The following is a 15,000-nucleotide window of genomic DNA, read 5'->3' as shown; positions in this document are numbered from 1 at the left end:
GATAGCACCACGTAACACATGATATACACCTTGATACTCTTTCATCTTTTCCATCGCGATTACATCTTTCGGTTCTTGCACGACACAAACAACTGATTGATCTCGATGTGAATCGTTACAAATATAACAAGGGTCACGGTCAGTAATATGCCCACATACAGAACAATATGCTAAGTCTCGCTTCGCATTTACAAGTGCTTTTGCAAAACCTAACACATCATCTTCTTTCATATCTAATACGAAAAATGCCAATCGAACCGCTGTTTTCGGTCCGATTCCTGGCAACTTCATAAAACTATCAATTAGTTTTGATATTGGTTCTGGATAATGCATATATCAATATCCTCCTAGAACATTCCACCCGGTAAGTTTAGGCCTTTTGTAAATTTACCCATTGTAGAGTTTGAAAGTTCATCAGCTTTTTTAAGTGCATCGTTCGTTGCAGCTAACACTAAGTCTTGTAACATTTCGATATCTTCTGGATCTACAACTTCTTCTTTCACTTTTACTTCAAGAATTTGCTTATGACCATTTGCAATAACTGTGATCATACCGCCGCCAGCTGTACCTTCAACTGTTTTTTCGCCAAGTTCTTCTTGCGCCTTTGCCATTTCCTTTTGCATCTTTTGCATTTGTTTCATCATGTTATTCATATTTCCCATTCCGCCACGCATCATAATTAATTCCTCCTAATTATTATTACTCTTTTATTTCAATGAGTTCTTGCCCTACTAATTTTACAGCCTCCTCTATAAGAGGATCTTCTTTTTTCTCTGGACTTTCTTCAGAACTTCCGCCTTCACGCTGTAAAAAATCTTCACGGATTTTACCCCATTCACTTTTCGGAATGGCAATCATATTTAATCTTTTACTTAGCAGTTCAAATAAAGCTTGTTCCACTGTATCCATAGCCTCTCGATTTTCGCTTGCCATTTTACAGTGAATCTCATATTGGAACGCTAAAACGTAAGTATCATCCGAAGCCGCTACTGGTTCGCTATTTTCTAACAAAACGGCAAACGCCACTTTATTGTATGATTTGAGCCTTCCTAACAACTCACCCCATACAGCTTTTAATTGTTCTAAATCTTGACGCTTCGCTTGCTTTAATACTTCATTTACGCGTCCAACAGGAATCTTCATACTTCCTGTCCGTACTGGCTTTGGTGCTGCACGCGTCTCTCTAACTTCCTGCGGCACACCAACCGGCACACCATTCTTCTTGACTTGTTCTAACTCTTTCTCCAATTGCTGCATCCTGTTCATAATTGCTTGTAAACGATCTGCACCATTTGCTTGCATCATGAACTGTTGACACAGTTGTACCATAACAACTTCTAAGAAAATTCGCGGATGGTTTGTCCACTTCATTTCCTGCTGTCCCTTACTAAGAGTATGAATAATTTCATAGATTACTTCCGGTTGCATTTCTTCACTTAACATTCGGAATTGCTCATCTACCATTACTCTTTCCAACATATGTTCCAGTTGTGGTGAAGTTTGATATAAAAGCATATCACGATAATAGTAAATGAAATCTTCCATAAAGCGAACTGGATCTTTCCCTTTACCCATCATCTCATCTATGATACGTAATGCTCTTGATACATCATTTTCACGTATACATTCTACTAAGTTGCCTAAGTATTGCTGAGAAACAGACCCTGTTACAGCTAATACATCTTCTGTCGTAACAGTCTCATCACTATAAGATATTGCCTGATCAATAAGACTAAGCGCATCACGCATACCACCTTCAGCGGCACGTGCAACGATTTGTAACGCTTCATCTTCTACTTGCGTACCTTCATTGTTTACAACTGTCGATAATCTCTCAACAATATCATTTACTGATATCTTTCGAAATTCGAAACGTTGGCAACGCGAAATAATTGTAGGCGGTATCTTATGCGGTTCTGTTGTCGCCAAAATAAAGATGACATGTCCTGGCGGTTCTTCTAACGTTTTTAAAAGCGCATTGAAGGCACCCATAGAAAGCATGTGAACTTCATCAATAATGTATACTTTATATTCTACAGCACTTGGAGCATATTTTACTTTATCTCTAATATCTCGAATTTCATCTACACCGTTATTTGAAGCCGCATCGATTTCTAATACATCTGAAATAGATCCTTGTGTAATCCCCAAACAAGAAGGGCATTCATTACAAGGTTCAGCTACCGGAGCATGTTCACAGTTAATTGCTTTTGCAAACACTTTTGCAATTGTCGTTTTTCCTGTTCCCCTCGGCCCAGAAAATAAATAAGCATGTGAAACTTTCTCTTGAAGAAGGGCATTTTGCAACGTTTTTGTTACGTGCTTTTGACCGACTACATCTTCAAACTTTTGCGGTCTCCATGTTCGGTATAACGCTTGGTATGACACGAAAATACGGCCTCCCTCAAAGGTTATTATCTCATTTATTATAACCCATTCTGTTTATAGATTCCAAAAGTTATTTTCTATACAAAAAACCCACCTTAGTATTAAGGTGAGTTTTGTATACATATATAACTGCCGTGCACCTTCTGTCGATTACGTACCATAAGCGTTACTTAAGCAGTTAGCTCGGTTCAGGCACTCCTGCGGCACACGAGAAGACCCGCTTATTGCTGCTTCCTTCCGGACCTGACAAGGTTCACGGGGTCCCGTTGCGCAGGACCCAAACGTCAACACCACTTACTTAAGGCAGGCCTTACAGCAACATAACCTCGAGAAGGGATTCGGCCTCGCTAGAGCGGATTGCGAGTATAGGGCACCGCTACCTCCCCGCTTAGCACGGCAAAGTTAAAACCAATATTCGGTTGCCTTCATTAAAGGCACTATCAGTATAACTTGTTTTTTTATAAAATGCAAATACGTTAATTCTCTTTGCTTTTCTCTAAATTTTTAATCGCTTTTCTTTTTTTACGAAGCTCTCTAAAAAAGTTCGTTAATAGCGTACCGCACTCCTCTTCTAATACACCAGCTACTACTTCACATTGATGATTAAAGCGTTCATCCGTTAACAGATTCATCAATGTCCCTGCACATCCACCTTTCGGATCACTTGCGCCATATACAACTCGCTTTACTCGTGATAAAACAATTCCACCTGCACACATCGGACAAGGCTCTAATGTTACATATAACGTCGCATCTTCTAAGCGCCATGTCCCTAATTTTTTGCACGCCTCATCAATAGCTAACAACTCAGCATGAGCTATTGATCTTTGTTCAGTCTCCCTTAAATTATGAGCAACACTAATTACTTCACCATTTAATACTATAACTGCACCAATCGGTACTTCTTGTATTGCCTCTGCTTTTTTAGCCTCTTCTATTGCTAACTGCATAAAATAAATATCTTGATCACGTTCCATAACATAGTCCTTTCATTACAAATAAAGTACACTTATTTCCATTTACTACACATGGGATAACTTTTACATATTCAATCCACCCTAAGAAAAAAGAGAGGGGATTACATATGAAGAATACTGCCTTACTCATTATCGATATGATTAATGATTTTCAATTTTCACATGGGCCCATCCTAGCCCAAAAATGCGAAATTATAACCAAACCTATTTTACAATTAAAGAAAACAATGAAATCCTTCGGTTGCCCCATCATTTATATTAATGACCATTATCAACTTTGGAGATCTGATATTGACCAATTGATTACTCATTGTACAAATGAGTATAGTGAAAATATCATTCATCAGATCTCTCCAAATGCTGATGATTACATTTTTATTAAACCACATTACTCTGCTTTTTATGAAACACCTTTAAATTCTTTATTAGGCTATTTAAAAATAGAAAATCTAATATTAACAGGAGTCGCTGGGAATATATGTATCCTTTTTACAGCTAACGATGCTCATATGAGGAATTATACATTGTATGTACCACAGGACTGTATTGCATCTAATGATGATCAGGATAACCTGCATGCTTTAAAAATAATGGAAACCATATTAAAAGCAAATATAGTACCGTCGTCTCAAATAAAATTTAATTAATACATATATCTATTTTCTAACTTTTTATATCAAATTAACCCGCTCGCTTCCCTCTTGTGCTACAATAATTCTGTTTTGTGTTTTTAGTAGTCACGGTAAATCACTGATTGAAAGGAGGAAACAGCGTGACCGGAGTACCATTTATCACGGTTGAAGGACCAATTGGTGTTGGAAAAACTTCACTTGCGAAGGAAATTTCAACTCACATGCAACTCCACTTACTGAAAGAGATTGTTGATGAAAACCCCTTTTTAGGAAAGTTCTATGAAGACATCGACGAATGGAGTTTTCAAACAGAGATGTTCTTTCTTTGTAATAGATACAAACAATTAGAAGATATTAACATAAAGTATTTGAATCAAAGGAAGCCAGTAGTAGCGGACTACCATATATTCAAAAACGTAATTTTCGCATCCCGTACATTAAAAGATTCTCAATATGACAAGTACATGCAAATCTATCGTATCCTTACACAAGATATGCCTGTTCCAAACGTTATCGTTTATTTAACAGCTAGCTTAGAAACATTACAAAAGCGAATCGCAATGCGCGGAAGAGAATTCGAAAAAAATATGGATCCAAATTACTTACTACAGCTCACAAAAGATTACGAAACAGCAATGGATGCTTTTAAAAAAGACCATCCAGATATCCCAGTATTGAAATTTAATGGAGACGATATGGATTTTGTAAAAAATCCTGATGATTTAAACGTCATCCTATCTGCCCTTCAAAATACTCTCTTAAAGGAGTCGAAATAATAATGAATTTAAGGCAAAAATATGATATCCCAAATGACGCAGTAATCACTATCGCTGGAACAGTAGGTGTCGGTAAATCCACTATGACAACTGCATTAGCTAACGCTTTAGGGTATCGCACATCATTTGAAAAGGTAGATTCTAATCCGTATTTGGACAAGTTCTATGCTGATTTCACACGCTGGAGCTTTCACTTACAAGTGTATTTTTTAGCAGAACGATTTAAAGAACAAAAAAGAATTTTTGAATACGGTGGCGGTTTTGTTCAAGATCGCTCTATCTATGAAGACACTGGCATTTTTGCAAAAATGCATCACGAAAAAGGTACAATGACGGAAACTGATTATGAAACATATAAAGGTTTATTTGACGCTATGGTCATGACTCCTTACTTCCCACATCCAGATTTATTAATTTACTTAGAAGGTTCTTTCGATGATATTGTTGATCGTATCCAAGAACGTGGACGTCCGATGGAACAGCAAACACCAATCGAGTATTGGAAAGAGATGCATGGGCGTTATGAAAACTGGATTAACAACTTCAATTCATGCCCTGTTTTACGATTAAACATTAATGAATACGATATTTTAAAAGATGGCGATTCCATTGAACCAATCATAAAAAAAATCGGTCATTTTTTAAAACAAACACGTAAACTTGTAAAATAAAAAACCCGTGCATACGCACGGGTTTTTCTATTAAATTACTTCTTCTTTGTTGGAGCAATAATTTCACTCTCAGGTTTTCCAGCGTTAATACGCTGACGAACAGTACTTGTACTAATATCGTACGCCTCAGCAATCTCTTTAACAGTCATTTCTTTCCCGTTAATTACTGCTGTTAATACTTTACCTGTACGTTTTGGAGCTGCTTCTTTCTTTACAGCTTCTTTTTTAACTTTTTTTGGTGCCTCTACTTTTGTTGCAGTTTGCTTTACATTACAAGTGCAACCACAAAGTTTACGGAATGTATCATCGCTAATAATGCGTGATACATTTGCACCACTGTTTAAAATTCTATTGTTCTTACAGACAGGACATTGTACATAATATAAAGTTTTTCCATCTAAAGGAAACGTTTGTATAATAAGATCCATGTTGACTCCTTTCATATCTATGAAGATAATCATCGGAATATGAGTGTGTAATAAGGACAATATATCCTTACCCCATACTTTATGATTGGTTTTAAAATAAAAACTCGTTACGTGTTGGTAACGAGTTCTCCAATCTCCACTTATATGCGCTGTTGTCAATTATATCTGGAGGAGGTAGAGGGATTCGAACCCCCGCGCGACTCTCGCCGCCTGTCGGTTTTCAAGACCGATCCCTTCAGCCAGACTTGGGTATACCTCCATATTGACATCAAATATAATATCAAAAGAAAAACAGTTAGTCAACCCTACTAAAATAAATTATGAGGAAAGGAAAATTTTACTTTCCCTCTCCTACATTATAGTACTGACAACGCTCATAATTACCAATCACTCATACCGATGAATGTTTATAAATTTACTTAATAACTGTTTTTCCTCCCATATAAGGGCGAAGAACTTCTGGAATTATAATTGTACCATCTTCTTGTTGGTAGTTCTCTAAAATAGCTGCCACCGTACGTCCAATTGCAAGACCAGATCCATTTAATGTATGAACATGTTCTGGTTTGCCGTTTGGTTCACGACGGAAACGAATGTTTGCACGTCTCGCTTGGAAAGCCTCGAAATTACTACAAGAAGAGATTTCACGATATGTGCCATAGCTTGGAATCCATACTTCGATATCGTATTTCTTCGCTGCTGTAAATCCTAAATCGCCTGTGCACATGCTCATAACGCGATATGGCAACTCTAATAATTGTAACACGCGTTCTGCATCATTTGTTAGTTTTTCTAACTCTTCATAAGAATCTTCTGGTTTTACGAACTTCACAAGCTCTACTTTATTGAACTGATGCTGACGAATTAAACCACGTGTATCACGGCCGGCTGAACCTGCTTCAGAACGGAAACAAGAGCTAAATGCAGCATATCTTATAGGCAATTGATCTTTATTTAAGATCTCATCACGGTGCATATTTGTTACAGGTACTTCAGCTGTTGGAATTAAGAAGTAGTCTTCACTTTCAATACGGAATGCATCTTCTTCAAACTTCGGAAGTTGTCCTGTCCCTGTCATGCTTGCACGGTTTACCATATAAGGAGGTAATACTTCTTCATATCCATGCTCATCAGTATGAAGATCAAGCATAAAGCTAATTAAAGCACGCTCTAATCTTGCGCCAGCACCTTTGTAGAATACGAAGCGGCTTCCTGTTACTTTTCCAGCACGTTCAAAATCTAGAATTCCTAAATCTGTAGCAAGATCCCAATGTGGTTTTGGTTCAAAAGCAAATTCCTTTACTTCTCCCCAAGTGCGAGCTACTACATTATCATCCTCTGTTTCACCAACTGGAGCAGATTCGTGAGGAATATTTGGAATAGATAGCATCAATCTTTCTAGATCTTCTTCAACTGTACGAAGTTCGTTATCAAGATCTTTTACTTTTTCTCCAACTTCACGCATTTCTAAAATTAGAGCTTCTGCATCTTTCTTTTCGCGCTTCAATACAGAGATTTGTTGAGATACTTCGTTACGTTTACTTTTTAGTTCCTCTGTTTGAACAAGTAGTTCTCTTCTTCTCGTATCTAATTCTTCAAAGCGACCAAAATCAGTTAAATCTTCGCCTCTATGCTGTAACTTAGCTTTTACTTCTTCAAAATTTGTACGTAAAAATTTAATATCAAGCATTATATACTCCTCCTTTTATTTTATAAAACACAAAAAACTCCCGTCCCTATATAAAGGGACGGGAGTTAACCCGCGTTGCCACCCTAGTTGAAAGCATTACCGCTTTCCTCTCAAGTAGAAATAACGGCTCTTCACCGGGAATGTTTACTAATCATAAAGATATTCCACATTCCATTCCAGGATGGATTCACAAACTGTTTCTATCGATTTCCACCAACCATCGACTCTCTATAAGAAACGACATTTGTTACTACTTCCTATCAACACGCTTATTTTATAAAATTGTTACCATCAATTTACTATAATCTTATACAAGTTGCAAGTTACTTATACAACTTTTTTCATTTTCGCTTCTTTTACCATTTCTACAAAGTATGCTGTTACACGATGGTCATCCGTTAATTCCGGATGGAAAGAAGCAGCTAAAAACGGCCCTTGCCTTACCGCTACCATTCGATCACCATGTGTAGAAAGTACCTCAACATTATCCGCTACATTTACAACATACGGGGCACGAATAAATACGCCAACAAAATCTTCTCCCACACCTTTAATAGAAAGTGCAGCTTCAAAGCTATCTTTTTGACGTCCAAACGCGTTACGTTCAACTGTAATATCCATAGCACCAATATGTGCTTCGTCATAGCCAATAAGTGTTTTTGCAAGAAGAATCATTCCTGCACATGTACCAAACATTGGTTTACCAGACTTCGCGAATGTACGAAGTGGTTCCATGAAAGCATACTTATCAATAAGACGGCGCATAGTTGTACTTTCACCGCCTGGTAAAATAAGACCATCAATCTCTTCAAGTTGTTCTATACGCTTTACAACAACAGCTTCTGCACCACTTGCTTCAACTGATTTTACATGTTCACGAACTGCACCTTGAAGACCTAGTACACCGATTTTCACCATTTTAAAGTTCTCCTTCAATTACCATCCACGCTCTTGCATGCGTTGCTCTGGTAGTAACGTTGAAATTTCAATACCTTTCATCGCATTACCTAGTCCTTTAGAAAGGCTTGCAATTAACTCGTAATCCTCATAATGAGTTGTCGCTTCAACGATTGCACGTGCAAATTTCGCTGGATTCTCTGATTTAAAGATACCAGATCCAACAAATACACCATCCGCACCAAGTTGCATCATTAACGCTGCATCTGCTGGTGTTGCTACACCACCTGCTGCAAAGTTTACAACCGGCAAACGACCAAGGCGTTTAATTTCACGTAGTACTTCATAAGGAGCACCAGTATTTTTTGCATATGTCATTAACTCATCTTCACGTAGACTTGCAACTTGACGGATTTCTGCATTGACTTGACGCATATGACGCACTGCCTCTACAATGTTTCCTGTTCCTGGTTCGCCTTTTGTACGAAGCATAGATGCACCTTCTGCAATACGACGTGCAGCTTCTCCGATATCACGGCAACCACATACAAATGGAACTGTGTAATCACGTTTATTTAAATGGTATACTTCATCTGCTGGAGTTAATACTTCACTCTCATCGATATAGTCTACCCCTAATGATTCTAATACACGTGCTTCTACAAGGTGACCGATACGGCATTTTGCCATAACCGGAATTGACACTGCACCCATAACTTCTTCAACAATTGTTGGGTCTGCCATACGAGAAACGCCACCTGCTGCACGAATATCTGCTGGTACACGCTCTAATGCCATAACGGCAACTGCGCCTGCCTCTTCTGCAATTTTTGCTTGTTCAGCGTTAATTACGTCCATAATAACGCCGCCTTTTTGCATTTCTGCCATTCCACGTTTTACACGTTCTGTCCCTGTTACATTTGTCATGTTACAAAAACCCCCCTAGGTGAATTGCTTTTCCCCGTTAAAGGCGAAAATTAAGAATACTCTTACATTCTACCACTAACTATCAGATGCTTGTCTACTACTTTTTCATAAAGTCGGTATGAAAAATAGGAATAAAAAAAAGCCCCTACAATGAGGAGCTTTTAAAACCAACCTTTTACTGTATCAACAGCACTATTCCATATACCACTAAAGAAAGAACCAATTCCGCGCATAGCACGAGTAAACCAGTTTGCTTCTTCTACTTCAGCTGTTGTTACAAGATCCACTTGCAACGACTTACCAGTTAAAAATCCAGGATCGTTTGTATCTTTTGGCGTAATTACCATTTGACCAAGCGCAGCTCCCTTTTTAATAGGTGCCTCTTGTCCCTTACTTGATTCTTTTAATTCTGTTTTATAAACATCTTTACTTCCTTTTGGTACTGGAAGTGAAATGGCTTGTTTCGTTTGAACTGCTACATCTTTGTCTTTTGCATTTTCTACTCGTACTGTTTCTTGTCCTTTTACTGAAGAACCTTTTTTATACATTTGTTTCATTTCAAAGTTAGCAAATCCATAATCATATAGCTTCTTTGTTTCATCAAAACGTGCTGTATGAGAACTTGTTTTAATCACTACAGAAATAAAACGCATACCGTTTCTTTCAACCGTACCAGTGAAGCAATCTCCCGCTTCTGGAGTTGAGCCTGTTTTTAGGCCATCTACGCCATCATATTCTTTAACTAAGCCCTTTAACATCCAGTTCCAGTTCGACATTGCAAACTTCTCTTTTTCTGGACGGAATTCTTTTTTCGGGATTTTTGCTGTATCTAACACTTTTGGATAATCTTTAATTAAATGTTGTGCTAAAGTTGCAACATCCTTTGCAGACATTTTATTTTCTTCATCCGCTGTTGTTCCTTCTGGATGCATTCCCTTTAAATCTTTATTCGTTAAACCTGTAGAATTGACAAATTTATAATTTTTCAACCCTAGTTCTTTCGATTTATCATTCATCATTTTTACGAAATCTACTTCTTTACCTGCAATTGCTTCTGCTAATGCAATCGTTGCACCATTTGCAGAGAAGATTGCCATTGCCTCGTATAACTCTTTTACTGTGTAAGAGCCGCCATTTTCTAATGCCACATTTGACAATGAAGCATCCTGTGAAACTTTATACGCATATTCAGAAACCTTAATTTTCTGATCCCACTTAAGCTTTCCTTTATCCACTGCTTCGTGAACTAAATACTCACTCATCATCTTCGTCATACTAGCAATGGATAATAATTCATCTGCATTCTTTTGATATACAATTTTTCCAGAATTCGCTTCAACTAAAATTGCCGCACCTGCTTCAATATTTAAAGCGGCTCCTGTTTCAGCTGATGCATTGCTATATGGTAACAACATACTACAAGCTAGTGTAAGCATTGTTACTAGTGCAATGAATCTTTTGCAAAACATACCTTTCACTTTTGCTACCCCCAATATCTATGTACTCACATAACCGTTATTCTAACATAATCAAAAAAAAATAGACAGAGATATAAAATCTCCGTCTATTTATATATAAGACATTATAATGAGTAGTTTGGAGCCTCTTTTGTAATTTGTACGTGATGAGGATGACTTTCAAGTAAACCAGCACCTGACATACGAACAAATTGTGCATTCTCACGTAAGAATTCTAAATCTTGTGCTCCGCAATATCCCATACCTGCACGTAATCCACCAACTAATTGATGAACTGTATCTGCTAAAGGTCCTTTATATGGTACTCGTCCTTCAATACCTTCTGGAACAAGTTTTTTATTTCCTTCTTGGAAATAACGATCTTTACTTCCTTTTTCCATCGCTCCGACAGAACCCATACCACGATATACTTTAAATTGGCGACCTTGATAAATTTCAGTTTCACCAGGACTTTCAGCAACACCAGCAAACATACTACCTAGCATAACAACATGTGCTCCTGCTGCTAAAGCTTTAACCATATCACCAGAGTACTTAATACCACCGTCAGCGATAACTGGGATACCGTGTTTACGAGCTTCTGTTGCACAATCATAAACCGCTGTTAATTGTGGTACACCAACCCCAGCTACAACACGTGTTGTACAGATAGAGCCTGGTCCAATACCAACTTTAACTACGTTTGCCCCTGCTTCAATTAATGCTCCTGTTGCTTCAGCAGTAGCAACATTTCCAGCGATAATATTTAATGATGGATACTTTGCACGAACTTCTTTTACTTTATCAATAACGCCTTGAGAATGTCCATGGGCTGTATCAAGTACGATTGCATCTACGCTAGCTTTTACTAATGCGTCAATGCGAGTCATAGCATCAGCCGTTACACCAACTGCTGCTCCAACTAATAAGCGCCCTTGCTTATCCTTCGCAGAATTTGGGAATTCAATTACTTTTTCAATATCTTTTATTGTAATAAGCCCTTGTAATACACCGTTGTTATCAACAAGAGGGAGTTTTTCAATTTTATACTTTTGTAGGATCTTTTCAGCCTCATCTAGCGTTGTACCAACTGGAGCTGTAATTAGCTGTTCTTTTGTCATTACGTCGGAAATTTTGATTGAGTAGTCTTGGATAAAACGCATATCACGGTTTGTAATAATACCAACTAATTTTCGCTCGTCTAAATTATTTACAACCGGTACACCTGAGATACGATATTTCCCCATAAGGTGCTCTGCATCATACACTTGATGTTCTGGAGTTAAAAAGAAAGGATCTGAAATAACACCACTTTCAGAACGTTTTACTTTATCAACCTGCTCGGCTTGTTGTTCAATAGACATATTTTTATGAATAATTCCTAAACCGCCTTGACGAGCCATTGCAATAGCCATATCCGCTTCTGTTACTGTATCCATTCCTGCACTAATTAACGGGATGTTTAACTGTAAGCTTTCAGATAAAACTGTTTTAACACTTACTTCTCTTGGTAGTACATCTGACTTTGCTGGTACAAGTAATACGTCATCAAAAGTCAAACCTTCTTTAACAAATTTAGATTCCCACATAATTGTTCCCCCCATGATACCAGAAATTATTATTAGTAGCTTATCAATTGGTTAAAATACTGTCAAGGACGTATATATATGTTAGAATTTTTAGACAATAAAAGGAGCGTAATATATGCATCAAACACATTGTACTTGGCAGCAATTAAGTTTCTTCTTTTCATCTCAAAATGTACAACGTTATCTTGCCCGTTGTTATGAAAAATCCTCCATACAAAATGCTGAAAAAAAAAGTTTTGAAAATTGTTATCCCTTTATTTATTACTTAGAACATGGGAAAAATTATTATGAATTATATAAGGTAGCTCCCTTTTCAATTCAGCCAATGTTATTGTTTTATGGAATGAGCCAACTTTTTAAAGCATGCTTATTAACTATTGATCCGAACTATCCTGAATCCACTACTGTTTTAGCTCATGGTGTTACGACTCGTAAGCGGAAAAAACAGGGATATCAATTTTTAGAAGATGAGGTAAAGGTACAAAAAAATGGATTATTTACTCATGTGGCAGAACAACTGTTTCACATGAAACACTTAGAATCAGAGAAGTTTAGCATGTTGGATTTAATGGGGAATATTCCTGAATTACAAAACTTATTTCGCTATAGTCAACGAGGTGCCACTTTGTATAAAATTGATTCAACAAATGCAAATGAACTTTCCTTTTCAGTCAATATACTAGATCGACTTCATATGACTTCAGAAAGATTTTCACGTTATATTGAATCAATTTGTAAGCACTTATCCGTGCAACATGTTACTGGGAAAACGAGCGCCTCCAATTTGCTTTTTACAGCTCCTATTCAATCGTGGAATCCTATATATAGTACGCCTTTATACTACGAATACCTCGCTGATACTTATTACTTACCACTTACAACTGACCCTAGAAATCCTAAACCCGTATTACCTGAACTTCTTGTTCACTATTTATTGCTCTACAATTTAAGTATGATTTCTAGATATGAAACAGATTGGTGGTATGATTTACTTGGAAGCTATGGCTCTGAAGATTACCCATTTATTTATCAATTTCTTACTATTTCGGCTCAAAAAATTCCTTACTACATTTCGAATTTTTTACTAGCAGAACCGAGCCTATTTCATGGGAAATAAAAAAAACACAAGTCAAAAGACTTGTGTTTTTAGTTGCTTGGCGACGTCCTACTCTCACAGGGACAAGGTCCCAACTACCATCGGCGCTAGAGAGCTTAACTTCCGTGTTCGGTATGGGAACGGGTGTGACCTCTCTGCCATCATCACCAAACTATTGAAGGCATATTCCTTCAAAACTAGATAACATTTGCTACATATTATATGGTTAAGTCCTCGATCTATTAGTATTCGTCAGCTCCACATGTCACCATGCTTCCACCTCGAACCTATCAACCTGATCATCTTTCAGGGATCTTACTAGCTTACGCTATGGGAAATCTCATCTTGAGGGGGGCTTCATGCTTAGATGCTTTCAGCACTTATCCCTTCCGCACATAGCTACCCAGCTATGCCCTTGGCAGAACAACTGGTACACCAGCGGTGCGTCCATCCCGGTCCTCTCGTACTAAGGACAGCTCCTCTCAAATTTCCTACGCCCACGACGGATAGGGACCGAACTGTCTCACGACGTTCTGAACCCAGCTCGCGTACCGCTTTAATGGGCGAACAGCCCAACCCTTGGGACCGACTACAGCCCCAGGATGCGATGAGCCGACATCGAGGTGCCAAACCTCCCCGTCGATGTGGACTCTTGGGGGAGATAAGCCTGTTATCCCCGGGGTAGCTTTTATCCGTTGAGCGATGGCCCTTCCATGCGGAACCACCGGATCACTAAGCCCGACTTTCGTCCCTGCTCGACTTGTAGGTCTCGCAGTCAAGCTCCCTTATGCCTTTGCACTCTACGAATGATTTCCAACCATTCTGAGGGAACCTTTGGGCGCCTCCGTTACACTTTAGGAGGCGACCGCCCCAGTCAAACTGCCCACCTGACACTGTCTCCCGGGTCGATAAGACCCGTAGGTTAGAATTTCAATACAGTCAGGGCGGTATCCCACCAGCGCCTCCACCGAAGCTAGCGCTCCGGTTTCAAAGGCTCCCGCCTATCCTGTACAAACTGTACCAAAATTCAATATCAGGCTACAGTAAAGCTCCACGGGGTCTTTCCGTCCTGTCGCGGGTAACCTGCATCTTCACAGGTACTATAATTTCACCGAGTCTCTGGTTGAGACAGTGCCCAAATCGTTACACCTTTCGTGCGGGTCGGAACTTACCCGACAAGGAATTTCGCTACCTTAGGACCGTTATAGTTACGGCCGCCGTTTACTGGGGCTTCAGTTCAGAGCTTCGCTTACGCTAACCCCTCTCCTTAACCTTCCAGCACCGGGCAGGTGTCACCCCCTATACTTCGCCTTACGGCTTCGCAGAGAGCTGTGTTTTTGCTAAACAGTCGCTTGGGCCTATTCACTGCGGCTTTCCGTTAAGAAAGCACCCCTTCTCCCGAAGTTACGGGGTCATTTTGCCGAGTTCCTTAACCAGAGTTCTCTCGCACACCTTAGGATTCTCTCCTCGCC

At 38.7% G+C, this 15,000-nt stretch carries 14 protein-coding genes, 1 tRNA gene, 2 rRNA genes, 1 other RNA gene and 1 other annotated feature (2 of these 19 running past the window's edge); of the genes, 4 read left to right on the top strand and 14 right to left on the bottom strand.

What is annotated here, in order from left to right:
* From recR to tadA, 5 genes are all read right to left on the bottom strand, one after another.
* A protein-coding gene (gene recR / locus NLJ82_RS00135) for a recombination protein RecR (protein WP_000559169.1) crosses the window boundary here: on the bottom strand, positions 1-333 show its 5' portion. Its footprint begins 264 nt before the window's first position; 333 of the gene's 597 nt are visible here — the first part of the coding sequence; it begins with the start codon at positions 331-333; the stop codon falls past the left edge of the window.
* Positions 334-347: 14 nt separating this feature from the next.
* The gene (locus tag NLJ82_RS00130) at positions 348-674 is read right to left on the bottom strand and encodes a YbaB/EbfC family nucleoid-associated protein (RefSeq protein WP_001996460.1); all 327 of its coding nucleotides are present in this window, start codon (positions 672-674) and stop codon (positions 348-350) included.
* 25 nt (positions 675-699) lie between these two features.
* Positions 700-2,388: a DNA polymerase III subunit gamma/tau gene (dnaX, locus tag NLJ82_RS00125; RefSeq protein ID WP_000121556.1), complete on the bottom strand. Its 1,689-nt coding sequence runs from the start codon at positions 2,386-2,388 to the stop codon at positions 700-702.
* Between the two features lie 132 nt (positions 2,389-2,520).
* Positions 2,521-2,785: signal recognition particle sRNA large type (gene ffs, locus NLJ82_RS00120), an RNA gene on the bottom strand.
* Between the two features lie 79 nt (positions 2,786-2,864).
* A complete protein-coding gene (tadA, locus tag NLJ82_RS00115; protein ID WP_000439014.1) occupies positions 2,865-3,365 on the bottom strand; it encodes a tRNA adenosine(34) deaminase TadA in 501 nt (166 codons plus the stop codon).
* A 107-nt stretch (positions 3,366-3,472) separates the two neighbouring features.
* Here tadA and NLJ82_RS00110 point away from each other — a divergent pair, with 107 nt between their 5' ends.
* From NLJ82_RS00110 to NLJ82_RS00100, 3 genes are all read left to right on the top strand, one after another.
* Positions 3,473-4,012, top strand: a complete 540-nt coding sequence (locus tag NLJ82_RS00110; protein ID WP_000798732.1) for a cysteine hydrolase family protein — start codon at positions 3,473-3,475, stop codon at positions 4,010-4,012.
* A gap of 125 nt (positions 4,013-4,137) precedes the next feature.
* Positions 4,138-4,773 (top strand): deoxynucleoside kinase, encoded by a 636-nt coding sequence (locus tag NLJ82_RS00105; RefSeq protein ID WP_000148224.1) that lies wholly within the window; start codon positions 4,138-4,140, stop codon positions 4,771-4,773.
* Positions 4,774-4,775: 2 nt separating this feature from the next.
* A complete protein-coding gene (locus NLJ82_RS00100) occupies positions 4,776-5,444 on the top strand; it encodes a deoxynucleoside kinase (protein WP_001053585.1) in 669 nt (222 codons plus the stop codon).
* Between the two features lie 35 nt (positions 5,445-5,479).
* On the opposite strand, the gene NLJ82_RS00095 is transcribed toward NLJ82_RS00100, so the two are convergent.
* The 7 genes from NLJ82_RS00095 to guaB all read right to left on the bottom strand — a co-directional run bounded on the left by NLJ82_RS00095 (position 5,480) and on the right by guaB (position 12,432).
* Positions 5,480-5,872, bottom strand: coding sequence for a sigma factor-like helix-turn-helix DNA-binding protein (locus NLJ82_RS00095; RefSeq protein ID WP_000364209.1), 393 nt, complete (start codon positions 5,870-5,872; stop codon positions 5,480-5,482).
* Positions 5,873-6,038: 166 nt separating this feature from the next.
* Positions 6,039-6,131: transfer RNA gene (locus NLJ82_RS00090), tRNA-Ser, on the bottom strand.
* Between the two features lie 156 nt (positions 6,132-6,287).
* On the bottom strand, positions 6,288-7,562 hold the full coding sequence (gene serS / locus NLJ82_RS00085; protein WP_000884180.1) for a serine--tRNA ligase: 1,275 nt from the start codon (positions 7,560-7,562) through the stop codon (positions 6,288-6,290).
* Positions 7,563-7,613: 51 nt separating this feature from the next.
* Positions 7,614-7,835 (bottom strand) — a binding site (T-box leader).
* A 54-nt stretch (positions 7,836-7,889) separates the two neighbouring features.
* Positions 7,890-8,480, bottom strand: a complete 591-nt coding sequence (pdxT, locus tag NLJ82_RS00080; protein WP_000238781.1) for a pyridoxal 5'-phosphate synthase glutaminase subunit PdxT — start codon at positions 8,478-8,480, stop codon at positions 7,890-7,892.
* A gap of 18 nt (positions 8,481-8,498) precedes the next feature.
* On the bottom strand, positions 8,499-9,386 hold the full coding sequence (gene pdxS / locus NLJ82_RS00075; RefSeq protein ID WP_000186160.1) for a pyridoxal 5'-phosphate synthase lyase subunit PdxS: 888 nt from the start codon (positions 9,384-9,386) through the stop codon (positions 8,499-8,501).
* Between the two features lie 161 nt (positions 9,387-9,547).
* The gene (gene dacA, locus NLJ82_RS00070; RefSeq protein ID WP_012644137.1) at positions 9,548-10,855 is read right to left on the bottom strand and encodes a D-alanyl-D-alanine carboxypeptidase DacA; all 1,308 of its coding nucleotides are present in this window, start codon (positions 10,853-10,855) and stop codon (positions 9,548-9,550) included.
* A 113-nt stretch (positions 10,856-10,968) separates the two neighbouring features.
* A complete protein-coding gene (gene guaB, locus NLJ82_RS00065) occupies positions 10,969-12,432 on the bottom strand; it encodes an IMP dehydrogenase (RefSeq protein ID WP_000264077.1) in 1,464 nt (487 codons plus the stop codon).
* Between the two features lie 115 nt (positions 12,433-12,547).
* On the opposite strand from guaB, the gene NLJ82_RS00060 reads away from it, so the two are divergent.
* Positions 12,548-13,549, top strand: a complete 1,002-nt coding sequence (locus tag NLJ82_RS00060; protein WP_000554276.1) for a YaaC family protein — start codon at positions 12,548-12,550, stop codon at positions 13,547-13,549.
* A gap of 35 nt (positions 13,550-13,584) precedes the next feature.
* Here NLJ82_RS00060 and rrf read toward each other — a convergent pair.
* Positions 13,585-13,700: ribosomal RNA gene (rrf, locus tag NLJ82_RS00055) — 5S ribosomal RNA — on the bottom strand.
* Positions 13,701-13,750: 50 nt separating this feature from the next.
* Positions 13,751-15,000: ribosomal RNA gene (locus NLJ82_RS00050) — 23S ribosomal RNA — on the bottom strand; it runs 1,673 nt beyond the window's last position.

The sequence above is a fragment of the Bacillus paranthracis genome (assembly GCF_024296885.1).
Taxonomy (GTDB): domain Bacteria; phylum Bacillota; class Bacilli; order Bacillales; family Bacillaceae_G; genus Bacillus_A; species Bacillus_A paranthracis.
This window is presented reverse-complemented; position numbering and strand designations above follow the sequence as displayed.